This is a genomic window from Variovorax sp. NFACC27, assembly GCF_048301545.1.
GTDB lineage: Bacteria > Pseudomonadota > Gammaproteobacteria > Burkholderiales > Burkholderiaceae_C > Variovorax > Variovorax gossypii.
Map to the genome: position 1 here is coordinate 1168832 of NZ_CP157613.1, position 21973 is coordinate 1190804.

Consider the following 21973-nt stretch of genomic DNA (forward strand, 5'->3'; position numbering starts at 1 on the left):
GGTGCGCCCACGCCAGAAAGCGCCCACGACCGACACTCCCGGGCCCGCCCGCCTTGGGATGATGCGCCGCATGCGGCAGTCGGCCGCGCGAAGGATCACGCATGAATCGACCGCAGCAAGTACCCACCCGCATGGGGCCTTCATGGCCGCGCACCGCGGCCGCGGCATTGGCTGCCGTGCTGCTCGCCGCCGGCTGCGGCGAGGCCGCCAAGCTCGCCCCCGAACTGACGACCGGCCCCCGGCCGCAGCTGGCCGAGCCGAACAGGACGCTGATTCCCACCGTCAACGTCGCCGCCGCCGTCGGCTGGAGCGACACCGCCGCGCCCGTGCCCGCCGAGGGCCTGACGGTGACGGCGCTGGCGCGCGGCCTCGACCACCCGCGCTGGGTCTACACGCTGCCCAACGGCGACATCCTCGTGGCCGAGAGCAACAAGCCGCCCAGGCCCGCCGACAGCAACGACGGCGGCAGCGGCCCCGTCGCCAAGATCCGCAACTGGGTCATGGGCAAGGTCATGGGCCGTGCCGGCGCGGGCGTGCCCAGCGCCGACCGCATCACCCTGCTGCGCGACGCCAACGGCGACGGCCTGGCCGAGGTCAGGCAGGTGTTCATGAGCAACCTGCGCTCGCCCTACGGCATGGCGCTGGTCGGCAACGAGCTCTTCATCGCCAATGCCGACGCGCTGGTGAAGGTGCCCTACACCGAGGGCCAGACCTCGATCGGCGCCAGCCCGACGCTGGTGACGCAGCTGCCCGCCGGCATCAACCACCACTGGACCAAGAACGTGATCGCCAACGCCGACGGCAGCAAGCTCTACGTGACGGTGGGCTCCAACAGCAACATCGGCGAGAACGGGCTGCCGGCCGAGGCGGGCCGCGCCGCCATCTGGGAAGTCGACACGAAGTCGGGCGAGAAGCGCCTCTTCGCCAGCGGCCTTCGCAACCCCAACGGCATGGGCTGGGAGCCCGACACCCAGGTGCTGTGGACCGTGGTGAACGAGCGCGACGAGATCGGCAGCGACCTTGTGCCCGACTACCTCACCTCGGTGAAGGACGGCGCCTTCTACGGCTGGCCCTGGAGCTACTACGGCGGCGTGGTCGACGCGCGCGTCACGCCGCAGAACCCGGAGATGGTCGCCAAGGCCATCGCGCCCGACTACGCGCTGGGCTCGCACGTCGCGCCGCTCGGCCTGGCCTTCTCGCGCCCGGGCGGCATGCCCGAGCAGTTCGCCAGCGGCGTCTTCATCGGCGAGCACGGCTCGTGGAACCGCAAGCCCAAGTCGGGCTACAAGGTGGTATTCGTGCCCTTCATCGGTGGCAAGCCCAGCGGGCCGCCCGTCGACGTGCTGACCGGCTTCCTGACGGCCGACGAGAAGGCGCAGGGCCGGCCGGTGGGCGTGGCGCTGGACAAGAGCGGTGCGCTGATCGTGGCGGACGACGTGGGCAACGCCGTGTGGCGAGTGTCGAAGGCGAAGTAGCGCTCCTTCCTTTCTTCAGCCCTGCGGGCGCGCGATGCGGTAGAGCCGGTGCCGCCGCAGCGCATGCCCCTCGGGCACCAGCGGATGGTCGAAGGCGCCGTCCTCGTCTTCCTTCATGCCGATGCGCTCCATCACCGCGCTGGAGCGGGTGTTGTTCCATGCGGTGAAGGCGACGATCTCCCGAAGCCCCAGCTGCCCGAAGCCCACCTGCAGCGCCGCGCGTGCCGCCTCGCTGGCGTAGCCATGGCCCCACCACTTGCGTGCGAAACGCCATCCGATCTCCACGCAGGGCGAGAAGGGCAGCTCGGCCGCCGGTGAATTGAGCCCGGTGAAGCCCATGAACTCGCCCGAGTCCTTGTGCTCCACCGCCCAGAAGCCCCAGCCGTTCTCGGCGATGCGCGAGCGCGTGCGCGCGACCGCCGCGTCGCTGTCGGCGCGCGTGGGCAGCGGCAGCAAAAATTCCATCACCAGCGGATCGCCCGCGAGCTCGAAGAAGGGCGCCAGGTCGCTGTCGCGCCACTGGCGCAGACGCAGGCGGGGCGTGTCGGATTCGATGATGTCGGCAGTCATGCCGTCGATTGTGTCGCACGGCAAATATGTCATGACGTGATATATTCGCGGCCGTTCCGCAGACCGCACCGCCATGGCTCCCCCACCCCGCAAGCTCGCCAAGAAGGACTTCGAGGCGCTCTCCCAGTTCCGCTACCAGATGCGCCGCTTCGAGCGCTTTTCCGAACGCGCCGCGCAGGGCGAGGGCCTCACGCCGCAGCAGTACCTGGTGCTGCTGCACATCAAGGGCGTGCCCGGGCGCGACTGGGCCTCGGTGGGCGAGATCGCCGAGCGCCTGCAGCTGCAGCCGCACGGCGCGGTCGCGCTGGTCACGCGCTGCGAGGCGCTCGGGCTCGTGCAGCGCCGGCCCAGCGAAACCGACCGCCGGCAGGTCGAGGTGCACCTGCTCGCCGAGGGCGAGAAGCTGCTGTCGAGGCTGGCCGAACTCCACCGCGCGGAACTGCGCTCGCTCAAGGGCGTGTTCGACGTGCCGCAGATCGATCTTCCCGACGCCCCGTGAGCACCATGACGACCAAGGCTTCCTCCCACCCGCCGCGCGGCGACTTCGCGCTCAACACGCGGCTCATGCGCATCACCGTCATGGCCGCCTTCATCGGCGCCATCAGCACCGTGGCCGCGCGCGTGCTGCTCGACCTGATCCGTTTCTTCACCAACCTGTTCTTCTTCCAGACCTTCTCTCTGGCCGAGCGATCGCCGGCCACGCACACGCTGGGCGCATGGGTCATCGTGGTGCCGGTGATCGGCGGGCTCATCGTCGGGCTGGTGGCGCGCTACGGCTCCGACAAGATCCGCGGCCACGGCATTCCCGAGGCCATCGAGGCGATCCTGTTCGGCAAGAGCCGCATGTCGCCGAAGGTGGCGCTGCTCAAGCCGCTCTCGTCGGGCATCGTCATCGGCAGCGGCGGGCCCTTCGGCGCCGAGGGGCCGATCATCATGACCGGCGGCGCCATCGGCTCGCTGATCGCGCAGCACTTCCATCTCACTGCCGCAGAGCGCAAGGCGCTGCTGGTGGCGGGCGCCACTGCCGGCATGACGGCCGTGTTCGGCACGCCGGTGGCCGCCGTGCTGCTGGCCGTCGAGCTGCTGCTGTTCGAGCTGCGCCCGCGCAGCCTGCTGCCGGTGGCCGTGGCCTGCGCGGTGGCGGGCTTCGCGCGTCCGCTGCTGATGGACCCGGGCCCGCTCTTCCCGCTGCAGACGGCCGTGCCCGGCCCGCTCGCCATGTTGTCGTGCGTGATCGCGGGCGTGCTGTGCGGCGCTCTGTCTGCGTCGCTCTCGATCTCGCTCTACAAGGTGGAAGACTGGTTCGGCAAGCTGCCGATTCACTGGATGTGGTGGCCTGCCATCGGCGGCCTGGCCGTCGGCATCGGCGGCTGGCTGCAGCCGCGCGCGCTGGGCGTGGGCTACGACGTGATCGGCGACCTGCTGCACAACCAGCTCGCGCTCGGCGTGGTGCTCGCACTGCTGGCGGTGAAGGCCGTCATCTGGGTCATCTCGCTGGGCTCCGGCACCTCGGGCGGCGTGCTCGCGCCGCTGCTGATGATGGGCGCCGGCCTCGGCGTGGTGCTGTCGCACGTGCTGCCCGGCAACGATCCGATGCTCTGGCCGCTGGTCTGCATGGCGGCCACGCTGGGCGGCGTGATGCGCGCGCCGCTCACCGCCACCATCTTCGCCTTCGGGCTCACGCACGACAGCAACGCGCTGCTGCCGTTGCTGGCCACATCGGCCGTGGCCTACGGCTTCACCGTGCTGACGATGCGCCGCTCGATCCTCACCGAGAAGATCGCGCGCCGCGGCTATCACATCTACCGCGAGTACGGCATCGATCCGCTGGAGCGGCATTCGGTGGAAGAGGTGATGACGCGCGAGGTGCGCAGCATCGACGCGGCCATGCCGGTGACGCAGGCGCTGTTCGAGCATTTCGGCGAAGGGCAGGCGCATCGCGCGTTCCCGGTGCTGCGCAACGGCACGGTGATCGGCGTGGCCGATCGCGCGATGCTCGCCGCGCGCGGCACGAGCGACCCGATCGCGACGGTGGGCGATGCCTGCGCCGACGCGCCGCTCTACTTCGCGCTGCCGGGCGAGAACTGCCGCGCCGTCGCCACGCGGCTGGCGCGCCACAGGCTGGAGCGGCTGCCGGTGGTGAAGGACGCGCAGTCGCTCGCTCTCGTCGGCATCGTGGCGCGCAGCGACCTCATCAAGCCATCGCTCGCGCACTTCGACGAAGAGGAAAAGCGCGTGCGCATGCGCGGACTGCCGTGGCAGTCCAGCTAGCGTCGGAGCTCAGAACCCCGCCAGCACCACCTTGCCCTGCGCCTTGCCGCTCTCGATGAGCGCGTGGGCCTTGCGCAGGTTGGCGGCGTTGATGGTGCCGAAGCTCGCGTTCGCGGTGGTGCGGATGCGGCCCGCGTCGACCAGCGCGGCCACCTCGGCCAGCAGCGCGCCTTGCTCGGCGATGTCGGGCGTCTCGAAGCGCGAGCGCGCGAACATCATTTCCCAGTGCAGCGAGATGCACTTGGTCTTCAGCGGCATCGCGTCGAGCACCTTCATGTCGTCGATCACCGCGAGCTGGCCCTGGGGCTTGAGGCTTTCGATGATCTGCGCGTAGTGCTGGTCGGTCTGCGTGAGGCTGGCGACCATGTCGACCTCATTGATACCGGCGGCCCTGAGCTCGGCCGCGAGCGGCTTCGAATGGTCGATGACCGTGTGCGCGCCCAGCTCCAGGCACCATGCGCGGGTTTCGGCGCGCGAGGCGGTGGCGACCACGCGCAGCTTGGTCAGCTGGCGCGCGAGCTGGATGAGGATGGAACCCACGCCGCCCGCGCCGCCGGTGACCAGCAGCGTCTGTCCCTCGCCGCCGCCCTTGGGCACGCGCAGGCGGTCGAACAGCAGCTCGTAGGCGGTGATGGTGGTCAGCGGCAGCGCGGCGGCCTGCGAGTCGTCGAGGCTCTTCGGCGCCAGCGCCGCGATGCGCTCGTCCACCGCGTGCAGCTCGGCGTTGCTGCCGGGGCGGATGATCGAGCCCGAGTAGTACACGCGGTCGCCGGTCCTGAAGTTCTTCACGCCGGAGCCGACGGCCTCGACGGTACCGACCGCGTCCCAGCCCAGCACCTTGGCCTGGCCGGCCTCGGGCGCGGCGTTCTTGCGGACCTTGGTGTCCACCGGGTTGACCGACACCGCCTTCACGCGCACCAGCAGGTCGCGCGCGCCGGGCACGGGGGCCGGCAGCTCGATGTCCTGCAGCGATTCGGGGTTGTCGATGGGGAGGGGCTGGTAGTAGCCGACGGCTTTCATGGCGAATGCACCTTTCAGTAACGATGACTGAACTGTAGGATCGCAAGGCTGATTTGATAAGTAAGCCGAAATCAGCAACAGTTTCAAATGAAGATTGAAAATATCTCAGACCTGCAGGTGCTCGTGCACACGGCGCGCGCCGGCACGCTGACGGCGGCGGCGCATGCGCTGGGCATCACGCCGGCCGCGGCCAGCGCCACGCTCAAGCGGCTGGAGGCGCAGCTCGGCGCGCGGCTCTTCGAGCGCTCCACCCGCGCGATGCGCCTCACGCCGCAGGGGCAGACGCTGCTCGACTACGCGGTGCGCGCCTTCGAGCTGCTGGACGAGGGGGAGTCGCTGGTCACGGCGGATCGCGGGGAGCTGGTCGGCACCCTGCGCGTGGCCTCGCCGTCGGACCTCACGCGCAGCACGCTGCTGCCTTGGTTCGACGAGTTCCTGGCGCTGCATCCGGGCGTGCAGTTGTCGCTGTCGGTGGGGGATCGGCCGCTGGATGTGATGCGCGACGAGGTCGACGTGGCGCTGCGGTATGGGGCGCTGGCCGATTCGCGGCTGGTGGCGAGGGCTTTTGCGCTGACCAATCCGCTGCTGACTGCTTCACCCGACTATCTGCGGCGGCATCCGGCGCCTCGGGTGCCTCAGGACCTGGTGCATCACAACTGCCTGATCTTCAATCGGTCGGGGCGGCGGCACCGGGTCTGGCGGTTTGCGCAGAACGGGCAGTGGACGGAGGTGCGGGTGAATGGGAACCGCAGCGTGGACGATGCTTCGCTGGCGCGGGAGTGGACTGTGGCGGGGTATGGGATTTCCTTGAAGTCTGCTTTGGATGTGCGCAATGACATTCGGGAAGGGAGGCTCGTGCGGTTGCTGGCTGATTGGGAGACTGAGCCTTATCCGTTGCATGCGTTGTTGCCTAGTGGGAGGTTTGTGCCGGCTCGTGTGCGGGCTTTCGTTGACTTTCTTGCGGTGAAGTTCGAGGGGTTGTTGGCGTTGGCTTGAGTTTTTTTCCCGGGGCCGGGACTCGCCCCGGCGGGCGACCTACTTTCTTTTGCTTCGCCAAAAGAAAGTAGGCAAAGAAAAGGCGACCCCACTGTCTGCGACCCTCCGCTTCGCTGCGGGCAACCTGCGGTGCTCGCGTTTCGCGGGGTCTCGCAGAACTCGCTTCGCTCAAACAGCTGCGAGCCCTTGTCCGCGAAACGCTGCGCTCCTCGGCGCAGCCAGAGGGGAGGGGAGACGAACGGGCCTTTGCTTCGCTCGGCCTGGTTTTTTCTCCCTCTCCCTTTGGGAGAGGGTTGGGGTGAGGGCGGCGGCGTTCGATGGAGCCGTGCCTTGCTTCCTCAGATCATCGGCGTCACCGCACCGTCCATCGCCACGATGGCGCCGGTCACATAGCTCGCCTTCGGAGAGGCGAGGAACAGCACTGTGTTGGCTACTTCCTCCGGCGTGGCGATGCGGCCCAGCGGCAGGCGGGCCTTGGCTCGCTCCAGCGCTTCGTCTGTGCCGATGCCTTGCAGCTTCGCGTCGGCCTTCATGCCTTCCTGCAGACGCTCGGTGAGGGTGAGGCCGGGGTTCACTGCGTTCACGCGCACGCCCTTGGCGGCGTAGGCGGCGGCCATGCCGGCGCTCACGAGCATGAGGGCGGCGTTGGCGGCGCCGCCGGCCATGTGGACGGGGCTGGCGACTTTGCCGCCCTGGCCGATGACGTTGACGATGGCGCCGCGTCCGCGCTGGCCCATGCGCTTGACCACCGGGTCGATCATGTGGATGTAGGTGAAGTACTTGGCGTCCATCGCGTCGTGCCATGACGACGCCGTCAACTCGTCGGGCGGTGTGCGGCGCGCGGCGCCGGCGGAGTTAACGAGCACGTCGACGGGGCCGAAGGCTTTCTCGGCGGCGTCGAGGGCGGCGACTGCGCCGGCCGGGTCCTTGAGGTCGGCTGCGTGGATGGAGACGCGGCCCTCCGCCTGCGCGAACGCGGCGACCAGCGTGCTTCGGCCCCGCTCGAGGTTGGCGAGGTCGCGCGAGACGAGGCTCACGCGCGCGCCTTCGCGCAGGAAGCCCAGCGCGCAGGCCAGGCCGATGCCCTTGCTGCCGCCGGTGATGAGTACGTGCTGGTCCTGGAGCTGGAGGTCCATGAAAGAGTCCTTGCTGGTGGGATGGGAGTGGCGGCGATTGAAGCACCGCAGCCAAACCCCCTGCACGCACGCGGCTGTGCGCCGCCGTGGTATCCCGCTCCAGCGCCAGGAGTAGCCGGTTGCCGTCAGCGCCGGTCGGTGCCGCGTGGCTGCTGCTGCGGCTCGGGCTCGAGGGTGGCCGGCGTGGTGTCGATGGCGTCGCGCAGGTGGCCGTTGTTGTCGTGGTGCACCAGCAACTGGCGCGTGCGCTGCCAGGTGGACAGGCGCGCGGGCGGCACCTCGATGTAGGTGGCCAGCGCGGACAGGGACGACTTCTCCTTCTCGGGTCGGGCCTCGCGACGGTGCTGGCGGCGGCGCCACGGCGCCATCATCAGCATCGACACCAGGATCGCGCAGATCACCAGGCCGTACAGGCTCAGCAGGTGCAGCACCTCGGGCTGCGAGCGCGCGCCCAGCACGTAGGGCCATGCGTACCAGACCGCCCAGAACCAGATCGCGATGGTGATGGCGGGGCGCAGCAGCCGCAGCCACAGGTACATGGCCAGCGCGCGCTGCGGCGAGCGTCCGCTGCCGAAGGCGCGCAGCGGAATGCGCGCGGCATCGATGATCGGCTCGTCCACCGCGGGCTGCCCCCAGGAGCGACGGCGGCTCGGCGGCGCGGCGTCGTCGTGCGCGTCGGGCGGGTAGCTGGAGGGGAAGACGGACTCATGGGACATCGGAAACTCCTCGGTCGGGGCTTGTCCACACCGCGCGTTTGCCCCGGCGGCGTATCAGGGCTTTGGGAAAGGCGATGACGGTGGTGGCCATCGTGATGGTCCAGAAGGCGATCGGATACCAGATCGTTCCGCCGAAATAGCGCATCAGGTCGCGGTCGTAGCGGCGGTCGATCCACAGGCTCAGCAGCATCTGCAGGATGCAGGTCATGGCCAGCAGCGTTCCCTGCCAGTGCGGCAGCAGCGCCGAGTGCCACGACGAGTCGTACGGCAGGAAGGGCCGCACCAGGCTGATGATGAGCACCAGGGCCATGGCGTAGGCCCAGAAGATGCTCGTCATGTACTCGAAGTACACGGGCCACATGCGCCAGTGGCGCGGCCGCAGGATGTGCGAGGTGCAGCGCAGCATGGTCTGGATGCCGCCGATGGCCCAGCGCAGGCGCTGCTTCCAGAGACCGCGCAAGGTCTCAGGCATCAATATCCAGCACAGCGCGCGCGGCTCGAAGCGCAACTGCCAGCCGGCGATCTGCAGCTTCCAGCTCATGTCGATGTCCTCGGTGAGCACGTCGGGGCTCCAGAAGCCCACGTCGATCACCGCGCGGCGGCGGAACATGGCGATCACGCCCGACACCGTGAACAGCGTGCCCACCAGCTGCTGAGAGCGCTTGATGAGGCCGATGATCGAGGAGAACTCGCCCACCTGCATGCGCCCGAGCAGCGTGGTGCGGGTGCGGATGCGCGGGTTGCCGGTGACCGCGCCGATGCGCTCCGAAGCCAGCATCGGCAGCAGCATCCAGGCGATGGCGTCCTCGTCGATCAGCGCGTCGCCGTCGATGCCCAGGATGTACTCGCCGCGCGCGAGCTGGCAGGCGGTGTTCAGGCCGACGGCCTTGCCCTGGTTGCTCGCGTTGTGGATCACGCGCAGACGGCCGTACTCCTGCGTCATCTGGTCGAGCAGCTCGCCGGTGCCGTCGGTGCTGCCGTCGTTCACCGCGATGACCTCGCAGTAGGGGTAGCGCGTGCGCATGAGCTGCTCGATCACCTCGCGCAGGTGCGGCGCCTCGTTGAAGCAGGGCACCACCACCGTGACCAGCGGGCGCGAGGGCAGCAGCTCCAACGGATTGACGTCGACGTCGCGCTTGCGTTCGAACACCATCGCATGCGAGAGGCCGCCCGCCATCCACACGTAGGCCATGAAGAACGGGTAGTAGAAGACGAAGCCGAACAGCAGCGAGGGCAGCGTCTGCGCGAGGAACTGGGTGGTGGGGCTCATCGCGCGCGCTCCTGTGGTGCGGCCTGCGTGGGGACTTGCGCGGCGGAGGTCGCGCGCAGCGCCCGCGGCAGCAGCGTGCGCACAGAGATCGCGCGGCGCACGGTCTCCAGCGACGGCTGGTCGTTGAGGAAGTCGTCGGGGTAGTAGCCAAGGTGGCGCACGCCGGCGCGCTGCAGCAGCGTCCACTGCCGCGAGAGCTCGGCGTCGGGCACGGGCTTGCCTGTGCGCCAGTCGCGCGCCTGCAGCTCGAACACCGTGCCGTCGAGGCCGCGCGGCGTGTCGGCGGCGCGCCTGGCCAGGCGCGCGAGCCAGCCGTCGGCGTCGGTCTCGCGTTCCATGCGCGGCATCGCCATCAGTGCGACGTAGTCGTAGGCCGCGAGCGAGGCTGCGTAGTTCTGCGCGAACCACTGCTCGGCCTGGGGCTCGAGCACCGGCCGGGCGTAGAGGTTGCGCGCGGTCTCCAGCGCGGGCCGCCAGGCGCCGGTGCGCGCGGCGAGTTCCTGCGTGAACTCGATCAGGTGGCGCGTCTTGGCCGTGGTCCAGCGCGCCATCAAGGCCGGGTCGGCGCGGATCGCGGCCAGGTCGGGCGGCAGGCCCCATTTCGCGTAGGTGGCGAGCGCCGCGGGGCTCGCGTCCTCGTCGTCGGAGAGCATCGCGTCGTCGTGGAACAGCAGGCCCTCGAAGAAGGCGTGGCGGCCCAGGTCCTCGTAGATGTCGCCGACCAGCGCGCGCACCGCCGGGTCGAAGGGCGTGAGGCGGTGGTAGCGGTCGGCGTGCACCGCGCCGTCCTGCGCCATCACCGTGTGCGTGGCGAGCGGGTTCGACGCCGGCAGCCTGAAGGCAGTCACCGGCATCCAGGCGTAGACCTTCACGCCGGCGCGGCTGCGCAGCTGCCAGGCCGCTCGGGCGAACAGGTCGGCGCGCACCGGCAGGTGGCGGTTGGGGAAGTACAGCGCGTCGGCCACGCCGTCGCCGTCGGGGTCGGCATAGGCCTGCAGGAACACCGCGCGCGGGCGCACGGTGGCCACGCGGTCGATCAGCATCGAGAGGTTGCGCTCCTGCTGGGCCGGGTCGGGGTCGTACACGTAGTCGAGGTCCACGTGCATCACGCGGTTGACCGGACGCACCTCGCCGCCCGCGGGGCTGCGCAGCATGCGGTCGAACGAGGGCGCCTCGTTGTCGTAGGCCGCCAGCGCGCGGCGGATGCGCGAGAGCGGCACGGCGGCCGAGTTCGGGCCGTCGTCGAGCGTGAAGGTGACGGGCATGCCCGCGCGCGCCGATGCCGCGAGCGTGGCCGCGTTGTAGGCACCGTAGGGCCACACCATCGCGCGCACCTTCGCTCCGGTGCGCTTCTCGATGAGCTCGCGGCTGCGGCGCAGGTCGGCCTCGATGCGCCGCACGTAGGCCTCGTCGTCCTCGTAGCGGCCGGTCTGCGGGTCGTAGCGGTGCGTGGCCGCGGCCGGCAGCAGGTTGCCCTGCGGATTGGCAACGATGCCGGTGTGCATGGCGTCGCTGTGGCTCGCGAATTCGACGAGGCCCGAGCGCGCCATCTCGGCGGCCTCGCTCCACAGCAGGAAGTTCTCGCGCGGCGCGGGCTTGTCACCCCAGTGCACCTGCCGGTCTTCGGGCACTTCGAGCCAGCTCGTCACCAGCGCCATCACCGCAGGGTAGTTGTAGCGCCTGAGCAGCGGAAAGACCTTGGTGTAGGCGCTGCGGTAGCCGTCGTCGAAGGTCAGCAGCACCGGCCTGGGCGGCAGCGGCTTGCCGCTCGAGCGCGCGTCGACGATCTGCTGCAGGCTCACCGGGTGGTAGTCGTTGTACTGCAGCCAGGCGAGCACGCCGGCGAAGGTGTGCTCGTCCATGGCGGTCTCGTCGGGCGAGGTCTCGAAGCTCTCGCGCACGTTGGAGCGGATGTCGTGGAAGGAGATCACGCGAAAGCCCAGGCCGTCGTCGGCGTCGGCGGCCGGCAGCGGCTGCGCGAGGGCCGGCAGCGAGAAGGCCAGCAGCATCAGCCACGGCAGCGCCGCGCGCAGGAAGGCGAGGGGAGTGTTCTTCTTTGTCGTTCGCATCACTGCAGGGGGGTGGAGAGGTTCAGGAAGACGCCGCGCTGTCGCTCGCGCACGCCGTCGTAGGGATGGCCGGAGACGAACGCGCCGTAGCGCAGCGTGAGCCGCGGCCCGAAGTTCCAGCGGTGCTCGTAGCGCAGGCTCCACATCGGGCCGCTGCCGAAGCCGGCCTGCCGGTAGCTGCCGCCGGCGAGCTCGACGACCTGGAAGAACTGCCGGTCGTCGCGTTTCCAGTTGAGCCACTGCGCGCGCACGCCGAGCTGCACGCTGGAGTCGCTCGACGGATTGAAGTAGGGCGCCTCGACGGCGCGGCCGCGGCTCGCGCCGGCGCCGAGGCTGGTCTCCAGCTGGAAGGCCGGCGTGCTGATCCAGCGCTCGCGCCAGCTGGCGTCCAGTCCGTCGCGTCGGTTGCCGTCGCTGAAGTCGAGCTGCTGCCACTTCAGGTCGAAGCGGCGCGACTCGTCGACCACGTAGCCCACGCTCGCGCCGAGCTCGTGCGCGCCGATGCCGGCCACGCGCGCCTTCCACGGCAGCTCCTTGCTGTCGCCGTCGTAGGTGGCCGACAGCCGCCACGCGTCGCCCGCGCGGTAGTCGAGCCGGCCGGCCACGCTGTTGCGGTAGGGCCCCGCGTTCGCGTGCTGCACGATGCCTTCGGCCAGCCAGCGTCCCTGCTGCCAGCCCAGGCCGAGGCCGCCGCGCGCCCAGTTCGCGTTGCCGATGTCGGTGCTTCCGCGGCCCAGCGACTGTTCGTAGAACACGCGCCAGCGGTCGTCGATGAGCCCGGAGCTGAGCCGGCTGTCGATGCGCCATTCGCGGCTGGCGATGGCCGCGCCGCCCGAGGAAGCCTCGGCGTCCACGTCGAGCCTCGGGCCGACGAGGGCGCGCCGCTTGCGCTCCATTTCGCGCACCTGCACCGAGTCGGGCAGGTCGGCCGCGAGCGATTCGGCGCGCCGGCGGGCCTCGGCGAACTCGTCCGCGTCGAGCAGTGCCTCGACATGGCCGATGCGCGCGCCGGTGTCGTAGGGGGAGTCGGCCGCCAGCGCCTCGTAGCGCGCCAGCGCGGCCTCGGGGTGTTCGCGCAGTCGCGCGGTGAGGGCCGCGCCCTGGGCATAGCCGGCGTTGAGCGGCGCTTCCCGCGTCAGCACCGAGAAGCTGCGCTGCGCGAGGGCGGGGCGGTCCGAGTAGAGCTGGACCAGGCCGCGCAGGCCGCTGACTTCGGTGTACTCGCCGTTCGGCCGGCCCGCTTCGGGCGCGAGGCGCATCTGCGCGGGCGTGGCGGCCTCCAGCCGCTCGAGCAGCGCTTCGGCGTCGGCGAAGCGGCCCACGTCCAGGTAGGCGTAGACCAGTCTGTAGTGAACCTCGTCGGGCATCGGCATGTCGGCGCCTCCCTTGGCCATGGCGGCTTCGTAGAGCGGAACGGCATCGATCGAGCGACGCTCCTGCGCGAACGCCCGGGCCGCAGCCTGCAGGCCGTAGGCGGGCAGCTCGGTGCCCGCGGCGCGCAGGGTGTCGTGGAGCGCGATGGCGTCGGCCGGCCGGCCGCGCTCGACCAGCGCCAGCAGGCGGTCGGACTGCAGCCGCACCCGCACCGTGCGCCACGCATCGGCGTCGCCGGGCTCTGCCTTCGGGGCGGCTGCGTCGACCCGGGCCAGCGCGGCTTCCTGGTCGGCCAGCACCCGGTCGAGCGCGACCACGCGCTCCGCGCCCAGGCGCTGGTCGCGCGCGCGGATCGCCCAGCGCAGCCGCTGCGCCAGCGCCTCCTGCTGCAGGGTGGAAAGCGCCAGCGGCGAGAAGCTGCCCGGCGTGGCGCGCTCCGCGGCCTCCGCGTTCTCGAAGGCGCTCGACGCGGCGCCGCTGGCCGCGAGCAGGAAATCGGCCTCGCGCCGGAGGTCGAGGCGCCCGGGCCGCAGCGCGCCGGCCTCGGTGTAGGCGCCGAGCGCCTGCAGCAGGTCCTTGTCGGCGCGCGCCAGGGCGCCGCGCAGTTCCAGCAGTGCGACGCGATCGTCGACTCGCGTGGGCGCTGGCTGTAACAGCGCGCGGTACAGCGCCTTTGCGCCGGCGATGTCGCCGCTCTCGATGCGCCACCAGGCTTCGTGGACGCGCGGCTCGCGGGCATCGGGCTGCCGTGCGCGCCACACGCCGACGACTTCGCCCTGCAGGCCGGAATCGTGGGCGCGCCGCGCGGCCAGCGCGAGAGGAGCCAGGGCGTAGTCGGCCAGCTTCGCAGGCGTGGCCTGGCGGCCCAGCGTGACGGCTTGGGCATACCGGCCGTCGGCGGAGGCGATCGCGACCGCATCGGAGGCCACGCGGCGGCGTGCGTCGTCGTCGAGCGGCGATGCGAGCCAGGCCGTCAGCTGGTTCAACGCCTCGGCCGTGCCGATGCGGCCTTCGCGGCGCGCGACGATCAGTGCGTCGTGCCGGCTCGCGTCATACGAGGACGCTGCGCTCTGCCCGACGGCCGGAGGCGAATTAGTGGGCGCCGGCTGCGCAAGCGCCGCCGGCGCAGCGAGGGCCAGCGTGCATGCCAGTGGCAGTGGGGGAATTCTTTGCGCGTTCCGCGCGATCAGACGAAGCAACGAACAGGCAAGCGCAGGTTTGCGCGCAGCCATGACCGTGCCTCCAGTTTTCTTCTGGATGAACACCTTGCTCCCTTGGAAATCCGAAATGCGATCCCGGGCAACCCATGACGCCGCCGCAAGGACCGGGGTTGCCGAGTGACAGAACGGCAGCCTCAGAACTCAAATTCTCAAATTTGGAATTACTCTAGACATCATTGTTAACAAGGGCAAACAAAAGACTGAGGATTCGGTTGTATGTGTGAACAGATTCGCGTTTTAGGCGCCTGCGCCGATCGCTTTTGTCGGACAGATGCCCAGGAGTCCGGTGTCCGCCCGACCTGGGCCCGGCCTAAGATCGCGTGATGAACGCTCCCCAGGCCCCATCGCCTTCGCCTTCGTCGCTTCCCCGTTTCTGGTCGGGGCTGACCACGCGCGATTTCGCGTCGCTCGATCCGGCGGCCACCGTCGCGGTGCTGCCGCTGGGCGCGACCGAGCAGCACGGCCCGCACCTGCCGCTGGCCGTCGACACGGTGCTGGCCGACGGCATCGTCGCCGCCTCGCTGCCGCTGCTGCCGGCCGCGCTGCCGGTGCTGTTTTTGCCGACCCAGCAGATCGGCCTGAGCCCCGAGCACGCGCGCTTCGCGGGCACGCTCACGCTGTCGGCCGAAACGCTGATCCGCGTGTGGAGCGAGATCGGCGCCGGCGTGGCGCGCGCGGGCGTGAAGAAGCTGGTGCTCTTCAATGCGCACGGCGGCCACGTGGGCGCGATGGACATCGTGGCGCGCGAGCTGCGCGCGGCGCACGGGCTCATCGTCTACAGCGTGAGCTGGTTCAACCTGCCGCTGGGCGACGCGGGCGCGCAGTTCAGCGCGCACGAGCACCGCTTCGGCGTGCACGCGGGCGAGATCGAGACTTCGATGATGCTGGCGCTGGCGCCGCAGCTGGTGCGCATGGACGAGGCGCGCGACTTCCCCTCCACCTCCGAGCAGCGCGCGGCCGGCTACGCGATCCTCGGCAACGGCAGGAGCGCCAAGCTCGGCTGGGCCATCGAGGACTACAACCCCCACGGCGCCGCCGGCAACGCTGCGGCGGCCACGGCCGGGCACGGCCAGGCGGTGATCGATGCTGCGGCGCGGCAGCTGGCGCTGCTGCTGGAAGAAGTGTCGCGGCTGCCGCTGGACACGGCCAACACCGGGCCGCTGCCCTGAGCCCGTTGCGCCGGCCCGCTTTAACGTTGAGCTAACGGTCGTGCGCTAACTTCCCGGCGCCTCAACCAAGCGAAGAACCAACGGGAGCCGGCGTGCGCGTGCTGCTTGTCGAAGACGACGAAATGATCGGGAACAGCCTGGTCCGCGGCCTCGAGAGATCGGGCTGGGCGGTGGACTGGGTTCGCGACGGCCTGCTCGCGCGCAGCGCGCTGGCCGATGGCGACTACACCTGCGTGCTCCTCGACCTGGGCCTGCCCGGGCTCGACGGCGTCGAGGTGCTGCGCCACGCGCGCGGCCTCGGCAACGACACGCCGATCCTGATCCTCACGGCGCGCGACGGCCTCGGGCAGCGGGTGGAAGGGCTCGACCTCGGCGCAGACGACTACCTGCTCAAGCCCTTCGAGCTGCCCGAACTGCTGGCGCGCATGCGCGCGGTGGTGCGCAGGCGCCATGGCGCCTCCAACTCGATCATCGGCAGCGGCAGCGTGCAGCTCGACCTCACCACCCGCGAGGTGCTCTACCGCGGCATGCGCGAGACCCTCACGGCCCGCGAGTTCGCGCTGATGCACGCCATGCTCGAGCGCCCCGGCGCCATCCTGTCGCGCGAGCAGCTGGAGAACCGCATCTACGGCTGGGGCGAGGAGGTGATGAGCAACGCGGTCGACGTGATCATCCACAACATGCGGCGCAAGCTGGGTGTCGACACCATCCGCAACGTGCGCGGCCTGGGCTGGCGCGTGGTGGATTCCCCGTGAGTTCCGCGATGACCGCAGCGAAGACCGCCGCCACGACCGCCGCGCCGGGCCGCCCCTGGTATTCGCCGGGCTCGCTGCGCGCCAAGCTGCTGCTCTGGCTGGTGCTGGTGCACCTGCTGGCCGCGGTGGGCGTGGCCTGGTTCACCTACGCCAGCTACGACCGGCTCATCGTCACCTCCAAGGACGACCAGATGCAGACGCTGGCCGAGTCCTATGCCGGCAACGCGAACGTGCCCGAGCTCAGGCCGACCGACCAGCGCAGCATCTTCGAGCGCGGCGCCTTCGTCATCCAGGTCTGGAACGGGCGCGGCGAGCTCCTGGCCAGCTCCTGGCCGGAGCTGGCCATGGCGCGCCAGTCCACGGAGGGCATGAGCACCGTGCGCATGGCCTCCGGCGACGAGGACGAGGTGTGGCGCGTGTACTCCACCGGGCCGGCGGCCGACGCCGACCGCTTCCAGGTGCAGGTGATCCAGAACGGCGGCTTCGTGCGTCGGCTGGTGACCAAGCGCGCGCTGTCGCTCACCGCGCCCATCGCGCTGCTGCTGCCGATGTCGCTGGCCGTGCTGTGGCTGGTGGTGTGGACCTCGTCGCGCAAGCTGCGCAGCGTGGCGCTCGACGTGGCCGCGCAGGACGAGCGCAGCCTGTCCGAGCTCTCCGTGTCGGGCGTGCCCGCCGAGATCGCCCCGCTGGTGGAGGCCTTCAACAGCCTGCTCGGCCGCCTGCGCCAGGCCTTCGCCGTGCAGCGCCGCTTCGTGCAGGACGCCGCGCACGAGCTGCGAACGCCGATCGCCGCCATCGGCCTGCAGCTGGACAACATGCGCGCCGAGGTGCCGGCCGAGGTCATCGACGAGCACTACGTGCACCTCAAGGGCGGCGTGACGCGCGCCCAGCACCTGATCGAGCAGCTGCTGCGCCTGTCGCGCCAGGAAAGCAGCACCGAGCCCGAGGCGCCGGTGCAGCTCGACGTGGCCTCCGTGCTGCGCGACAGCGTGGCCCAGCTGATGGTGATCGCCGACCGCCGCCGCATCGACGTCGGCTTCGAGGGCGGAACCGCCGCCACCGTGACCGCGCCGCCGACCGAGCTGCGCAGCATCTTCGACAACCTGATCGACAACGCGCTGCGCCACTCGCCCGAGGGCGGCGTGGTCGACGTGCGCCTGCACGAGGTGGAAGGGCGGCCGGTGGTCGACGTGGTTGACAACGGCCCCGGCATTCCGCCCGCGCTGATCGACCGCGCCTTCGACCGCTTCTTCCGCGTGCCGGGCACCGCCGCCGAGGGCAGCGGCCTGGGCCTCGCCATCGCGCGCATGGCCGCGCAGCGCAACGGCCTGCGCATCGTGCTGGCCAACCGCCACGACTCGCAGGGCCGGCAGGCCGGGCTGCAGGCGCGCGTGCACCTGATGGGCGACCCGTCGGTGGGCGGCGCGGCGGCTTAACGCTCGGGTAACTCTCGCTTAAAGGTCGCATAAAGCGGCCTTCCTACAGTGACTCCAGCCGCGAAAGCGGCCGCGCCGAACGAAAGGCGCCAGCCAACCCAGCTTCAAAGAGGAGTTCACATGCGAAAGACCTTCGGCCTCCTGGCCATCCTTGCCCTGGCCGGTGCGGCCCATGCGGAAAGCTATGACGGCGTGCACCAGGGCCCCGGCCTGCTCGCGCGCGAAGACGTGGCGGCCCAGGCCGTGGCCGCGGCCCACGCCCCCGACCAGAACGTGACGCGCGGCTCGCGCGGCCCCGATCCCTTCACCTCGACTGTCTCGCGCGAAGCCATGCGCCAGGCCGCGGTGGAAGCGGCCCGCGCGCCCGACCAGAACGTGGTCGACGGCTCGCGCGTCAACAGCGTCGTGATCTCCACGACGCAACCGGTGCGCGCCGCGACCGGCGAGGCGCCGGCCACCCGTTTCTGACGCCTTCCGGACGCGCCGCAGTCGCGCGATCCCCGATCGATGCCGCAGGCGCCAAAACGCTAGGAAGCGCCGCTGCCCAGCACGCCGGCGAACATGCCGGTGTCGACATTGCCGCCGCTCACGCAAATGCCCACCGTCTTGCCGCGCCAGCGTTCCTGCTGCTGGAGCGCGGCGGCCAGCGCGGCCGCGCCGGCGCCCTCGGCCACGTTGTGCGTGTCGCTGAAGAGGATGCGCATCGCCTGCGCGATCTCGTCGTCGGTGACGGTGACCACATCGTCGGCCTCGCGCAGGATCACCTCCACCGACTCGGGCACCGGCACGCGGCAGGCCATGCCGTCGGCCAGCCGCGTGGTGACGGGCGACTCGACCGGCTTGCCGGCGCGGAAGGAATCGCGGTACGCGGTGGCATGCGCCGACACCACGCCGATGAGCTTCGTCGACACGCCGCAGTACGCGCGCGCCGCTGCCGCCGCGGCAAAGCCGGAGCCCAGGCCGATGGGCACGAACAGCACGTCGGGCGGCGTGCCGTCCTTCAGTGCGTCGAAGAACTCGACGTAGGCCGTCGACACGCCGCGCACCAGCTCGCGATGGAACGAGGGCACGCGGTGCAGGCCGTCGCGCTCGGCCAGCGCGGCTGCGTGCTCGGAGGCCGCCTGGAAGTCGTCGCCGTGCTCGACGAGCGTGACGCCGAGCGCGCGCATCGCGGCGTTCTTCTCGGTCGAGTTGCCGTGCGGCACGACGATGGTCGCGGCCAGCCCGTGGCGGCGCGTGGCGAAGCCGACCGACTGGCCGTGGTTGCCGCGCGTGGCGCTGATGGCGTGGCGCACGCCGGGCTGCTCGCGCGCCAGGGTCTCGAAGTAGGTCAGGCCGCCGCGGATCTTGAAGGCGCCGGCCGGCGTGTGGTTCTCGTGCTTGGCCCACACGGTGGCGCCCAGGCGCTGCGACAGCAGGGGCCAGGCGTACTGCGGCGTGGGCGGCATGGCCGCGTGCACGGTGCGCTGCGCGGCTTCGATCTCTTCGCGGGTGAACTTCATCGGATGTCTCTCTCTTCTTGTCTTACTTGCGTTCGGTCAGCGCCACGCGCACGGCCAGTGCCGCGAGCACGCTGCCCATGACGTAGCGCTGCGCGCGCAGCCAACCCGCGCTCTGCGAGAGCACGGCCGTGATGCTCGCGGCCCCGACGATCATCACGGTGTTGACCACCGCGCTGGCCGTCATCTGCGCGATGCCCAGCTGCATGCTCTGCAGCAGCACCGAGCCGCGCTCGGGGTGGATGAACTGCGGGAAGAACGAGAGATAGAACATCGCCACCTTCGGGTTCAGCAGGTTCGTGAGAAAGCCCATGCGGAACAGCTTGCCCGGCGGATCGGCCGGCAGCGCGCGTGCCTCGAAGGGCGCGCTGCCGCCGGGCTTCACCGCCTGCCAGGCGAGCCACATCAGGTAGGACGCGCCGGCGATGCGGATCGCGTCGAAGGCGATCGGCACGGCCAGCAGCAGCGCGGTGAGGCCGAGCGCCGCGGCGAGCAGGTGCACCAGGAATGCGAGCAGCACGCCGCCCAGCGAGATCAGTCCGGCGCGGCGGCCCTGGATCAGCGTGCGCGAGACGCAATAGATCATGTTCGGCCCCGGCGTGAGCGCCAGCAGCAGCGAGGCGAGGGCGAACAGGGCGATTTCGGTGAGGCTGAGCATGGTCTTCTTCCGGTTCCGGGTGTCAGAGTCCCTGGGATTCGAGCGTGACGGTGCCGCGCGGCGTGCCGAGCACGGCGACGAGGTTGGGCGGGCCCGCCTCGATCTCCATGCCGGTCATGCCGATGGCGGAGAACGCGGCGGCCAGCGCCGGCGCGCGCGGGTGCACCGCGCGCAGCGAACGCAGCACGAGGCCCGATGCGGGCATGGAGTCGGTGGGGTGCACCGCGCCCCACTGGATCAGCGTGGGCAGCGTGCCGTAGAACAGCCGCTGGCCGTCGTCGCGCACCGTGATCTGCCATTCGAGCCGGCCGGCCGGCGTGTCGCGCGAGGCTTCGAGCAGCTGGCCTCGGTCGATGTGCGCGTGCTCCTCGCGTGCGAGTGCGCGGGTTGCCGCGTGCGCGTCGGGCACGCGGGCGGCGAAATGGATCAGCCTCGGGCCGTGCCTTGAGAGCCCGGCCTGCAGCGCGGCGTCGTCCAGGTCGAACCATCGGCGAGTTCTCGGGCGCGAGGGCTCCTTGCCCGGCTCGATCGCGATGATTTCGGCGTAGGCGGCAGGAAAGGCGTCGCCCGAGATGTTCAGCAGGCGGTTGTGCGTGCCCATCAGCGGATGCGAGCCGCCCGGCGCCGGGGTGACGCCGAGCGTCTTCTCGCACCAGGACACGCCCTCCGCGAGCGAGGTGGCGGCGATCACGAGATGGTCGAGCTGCGCGTGCATGGTGCGATGCCCTCCTTCAGGGTGTCAGAGCGTGACGCTGCCGTCCACGCAGGTCACGGCGTCGCCGCCGACCCAGATCCGGCCTTCGGCGTCGCGCTCGATGTAGACGCGGCCCGCGCGGCCCAGGCACTGGCCCTGCGCCGCGAGGTAGCGCTCGGGCATGTGGCCGTCGGCGATCAGCCATTCGGCCAGGCTGGCGTTGAGGCTGCCGGTGACCGGGTCTTCCTGCACGCCGATGGGCTCGGCGAAGGCGCGCACTTCCAGGTCGATGCGGGTGCCGTCCTCGTTCGGCACCGCGGGCCGGTTGCCGAAGGCGCGCGCCTCGCGGTTCGAGCGGCCGATGAGCAGCGAGGTGTCGTGCGCCGCGGGCACGCCCGCCACGCCGGCCTTCACGCCCAGTTCCTTCAGCGCGCGGTGGTCGGGCTGCAGCGCCAGCACGGCGTCGGCGTCGTTCACCAGCAGGCCGAACCAGACCGGGCCGTTGTCGAGCACCTGCGCCGCGATCACCTGCTGTGCCTTCAACCCCAGTGCGCCTGCCACCTTGGCAAGCAGGGCGGGGCTGGGCGCGCTGCGCTTGAGCGGCGGCGCGGCGAAGGCCAGGCGGCTGCCGTCGCGACGCAGCGGCACGAGGCCCGCGCCGCATTGCTGCACGACCATGCCCGCGGCCTTGGGCTTGCCGCCGGCCTGCAGCCAGGCATGGCAGCTGCCGATGGTCGGGTGGCCGGCAAAGGGCAGCTCGCCGCCGGGCGTGAAGATGCGCACGCGGTAGTCGGCGGCCGGGTCGGTGGGCGGCAGCAGGAAGGTCGTTTCAGACAGGTTGGTCCATTGCGCGAAGCGCTGCATGGCGGCGTCGTCGAGGTCCTGGCCGTCGATCACCACCGCGAGCGGGTTGCCGTAGTAGGCGGTGGCGGTGAAGACGTCGACTTGCTTGAAGGGGCGGGATTTCATCGGGTTCATTCGAGAGTGAGATCGAGCACGCCGCGCGTGCCCGGGCGGGAAAGCAGTTCGGCATACCAGCGCTCGACGTTCGGCCAGGCCGGCCGGCGGTATTCGGCGCCGGGCAGGCCGAACCAGCGGTGCGTTTCGCAGCCCACCGGGATGTCGGCCATGGTGAAGCGCTGGCCGGCCATGTAGGGCTGGCGCGCGAGGTGGGCGTCGAGCATCGCGAACAGCGCTTCGCTGGCGCGCACCGAGGCTTCGCTGAGCGCCGGCTGGCGCTCCGATGGCGGCGTGCGCACCCACTGGATGAAGGCGTCGCGGCTCGCGCGGTTGAGCGTGGTCTGCTGCCAGTCCATCCAGCGCTCGGCATCGAAGCGCGCGGGCAGCTCGGCCGGATAGAGGTTGCCGTGCGAATGTTTCGCGCAGAGGTAGCGCACGATCACGTTCGATTCCCACAGCGTCACGCGCTCGGCGCCTTCGCCGTCGTCGATGGTGGGCACCATCGCGTTCGGATTGAGCGCGAGGTATTCGGGCGTCTGCACCACGCCGAACTTGCCGCCGGCCTCGGTGCGCTGGAAGTCGAGCCCGAGCTCCTGCGCGCACCACACCACCTTGCGGACGTTGATCGAGCTGATGCGGCCCCAGATGTTGAGCATGGTTTGGTTCTTTCTTTCCTTGGTTCTTC

The 21973-nt window shown here is 70.6% G+C and carries 20 protein-coding genes; 8 read left to right on the forward strand and 12 right to left on the reverse strand.

The window, feature by feature from the left end; all coding sequences use genetic code 11:
* Positions 1-101: 101 nt before the first annotated feature.
* The gene (locus tag ABL840_RS05485) at positions 102-1475 is read left to right on the forward strand and encodes a PQQ-dependent sugar dehydrogenase (RefSeq protein ID WP_176947375.1); all 1374 of its coding nucleotides are present in this window, start codon (positions 102-104) and stop codon (positions 1473-1475) included.
* Between the two features lie 15 nt (positions 1476-1490).
* Here ABL840_RS05485 and ABL840_RS05490 read toward each other — a convergent pair whose 3' ends face one another.
* On the reverse strand, positions 1491-2045 hold the full coding sequence (locus ABL840_RS05490) for a GNAT family N-acetyltransferase (protein WP_093299366.1): 555 nt from the start codon (positions 2043-2045) through the stop codon (positions 1491-1493).
* Between the two features lie 73 nt (positions 2046-2118).
* On the opposite strand from ABL840_RS05490, the gene ABL840_RS05495 reads away from it, so the two are divergent.
* Both ABL840_RS05495 and ABL840_RS05500 read left to right on the forward strand, forming a co-directional pair.
* Positions 2119-2544, forward strand: a complete 426-nt coding sequence (locus tag ABL840_RS05495) for a MarR family winged helix-turn-helix transcriptional regulator (protein WP_093299368.1) — start codon at positions 2119-2121, stop codon at positions 2542-2544.
* Between the two features lie 5 nt (positions 2545-2549).
* Positions 2550-4316, forward strand: coding sequence for a chloride channel protein (locus tag ABL840_RS05500; RefSeq protein WP_093299917.1), 1767 nt, complete (start codon positions 2550-2552; stop codon positions 4314-4316).
* A gap of 9 nt (positions 4317-4325) precedes the next feature.
* Here ABL840_RS05500 and ABL840_RS05505 read toward each other — a convergent pair whose 3' ends face one another.
* Positions 4326-5336, reverse strand: a complete 1011-nt coding sequence (locus ABL840_RS05505; RefSeq protein WP_093207176.1) for a zinc-binding alcohol dehydrogenase family protein — start codon at positions 5334-5336, stop codon at positions 4326-4328.
* An 87-nt stretch (positions 5337-5423) separates the two neighbouring features.
* Between ABL840_RS05505 and ABL840_RS05510 the strand changes: the two genes are divergently transcribed.
* Positions 5424-6332, forward strand: a complete 909-nt coding sequence (locus ABL840_RS05510) for a LysR family transcriptional regulator (RefSeq protein ID WP_093299370.1) — start codon at positions 5424-5426, stop codon at positions 6330-6332.
* A gap of 338 nt (positions 6333-6670) precedes the next feature.
* Here the strand turns inward: ABL840_RS05510 and ABL840_RS05515 are convergent, their stop codons facing one another.
* The 5 genes from ABL840_RS05515 to pgaA form a co-directional block, all read right to left on the reverse strand.
* Entirely contained in the window at positions 6671-7468 is a 798-nt protein-coding gene (locus tag ABL840_RS05515) for an SDR family oxidoreductase (protein ID WP_093207181.1), read from the reverse strand.
* A gap of 125 nt (positions 7469-7593) precedes the next feature.
* Positions 7594-8184, reverse strand: coding sequence for a poly-beta-1,6-N-acetyl-D-glucosamine biosynthesis protein PgaD (gene pgaD / locus ABL840_RS05520; RefSeq protein ID WP_093207183.1), 591 nt, complete (start codon positions 8182-8184; stop codon positions 7594-7596).
* Positions 8174-9454, reverse strand: coding sequence for a poly-beta-1,6-N-acetyl-D-glucosamine synthase (pgaC, locus tag ABL840_RS05525; protein ID WP_093299372.1), 1281 nt, complete (start codon positions 9452-9454; stop codon positions 8174-8176). Before pgaC ends, pgaD begins: the two co-directional genes overlap by 11 nt.
* Entirely contained in the window at positions 9451-11523 is a 2073-nt protein-coding gene (gene pgaB, locus ABL840_RS05530; RefSeq protein ID WP_093299376.1) for a poly-beta-1,6-N-acetyl-D-glucosamine N-deacetylase PgaB, read from the reverse strand. The genes pgaC and pgaB overlap by 4 nt, the downstream gene beginning before the upstream one ends.
* A complete protein-coding gene (gene pgaA, locus ABL840_RS05535; RefSeq protein WP_093299379.1) occupies positions 11523-14129 on the reverse strand; it encodes a poly-beta-1,6 N-acetyl-D-glucosamine export porin PgaA in 2607 nt (868 codons plus the stop codon). The genes pgaB and pgaA overlap by 1 nt, the downstream gene beginning before the upstream one ends.
* A 311-nt stretch (positions 14130-14440) precedes the next feature.
* Between pgaA and ABL840_RS05540 the strand changes: the two genes are divergently transcribed.
* The 4 genes from ABL840_RS05540 to ABL840_RS05555 all read left to right on the forward strand — a co-directional run bounded on the left by ABL840_RS05540 (position 14441) and on the right by ABL840_RS05555 (position 17945).
* A complete protein-coding gene (locus ABL840_RS05540) occupies positions 14441-15286 on the forward strand; it encodes a creatininase family protein (protein ID WP_093299381.1) in 846 nt (281 codons plus the stop codon).
* Between the two features lie 92 nt (positions 15287-15378).
* On the forward strand, positions 15379-16041 hold the full coding sequence (locus ABL840_RS05545; RefSeq protein WP_093299384.1) for a response regulator transcription factor: 663 nt from the start codon (positions 15379-15381) through the stop codon (positions 16039-16041).
* Between the two features lie 8 nt (positions 16042-16049).
* The gene (locus ABL840_RS05550; protein WP_093299386.1) at positions 16050-17477 is read left to right on the forward strand and encodes a sensor histidine kinase; all 1428 of its coding nucleotides are present in this window, start codon (positions 16050-16052) and stop codon (positions 17475-17477) included.
* A gap of 120 nt (positions 17478-17597) precedes the next feature.
* Positions 17598-17945, forward strand: a complete 348-nt coding sequence (locus ABL840_RS05555; RefSeq protein ID WP_093207201.1) for a hypothetical protein — start codon at positions 17598-17600, stop codon at positions 17943-17945.
* A 59-nt stretch (positions 17946-18004) separates the two neighbouring features.
* Here ABL840_RS05555 and ABL840_RS05560 read toward each other — a convergent pair whose 3' ends face one another.
* Genes ABL840_RS05560 through ABL840_RS05580 form a run of 5 tightly spaced genes read right to left on the reverse strand, consistent with a single transcriptional unit; the run spans position 18005 to position 21944 of the window.
* The gene (locus ABL840_RS05560) at positions 18005-18979 is read right to left on the reverse strand and encodes a threonine dehydratase (RefSeq protein ID WP_093299389.1); all 975 of its coding nucleotides are present in this window, start codon (positions 18977-18979) and stop codon (positions 18005-18007) included.
* Between the two features lie 22 nt (positions 18980-19001).
* A complete protein-coding gene (locus tag ABL840_RS05565; RefSeq protein ID WP_093299391.1) occupies positions 19002-19634 on the reverse strand; it encodes a LysE family translocator in 633 nt (210 codons plus the stop codon).
* A gap of 22 nt (positions 19635-19656) precedes the next feature.
* Entirely contained in the window at positions 19657-20349 is a 693-nt protein-coding gene (locus tag ABL840_RS05570) for a VOC family protein (protein ID WP_093299394.1), read from the reverse strand.
* A gap of 24 nt (positions 20350-20373) precedes the next feature.
* On the reverse strand, positions 20374-21297 hold the full coding sequence (locus ABL840_RS05575) for a PhzF family phenazine biosynthesis protein (RefSeq protein WP_176947376.1): 924 nt from the start codon (positions 21295-21297) through the stop codon (positions 20374-20376).
* Positions 21298-21302: 5 nt separating this feature from the next.
* Positions 21303-21944 carry a glutathione S-transferase family protein gene (locus tag ABL840_RS05580; protein WP_093299396.1) on the reverse strand — a complete coding sequence of 214 codons (642 nt, stop codon included), beginning with the start codon at positions 21942-21944 and terminating at the stop codon, positions 21303-21305.
* Positions 21945-21973 lie beyond the last annotated feature (29 nt).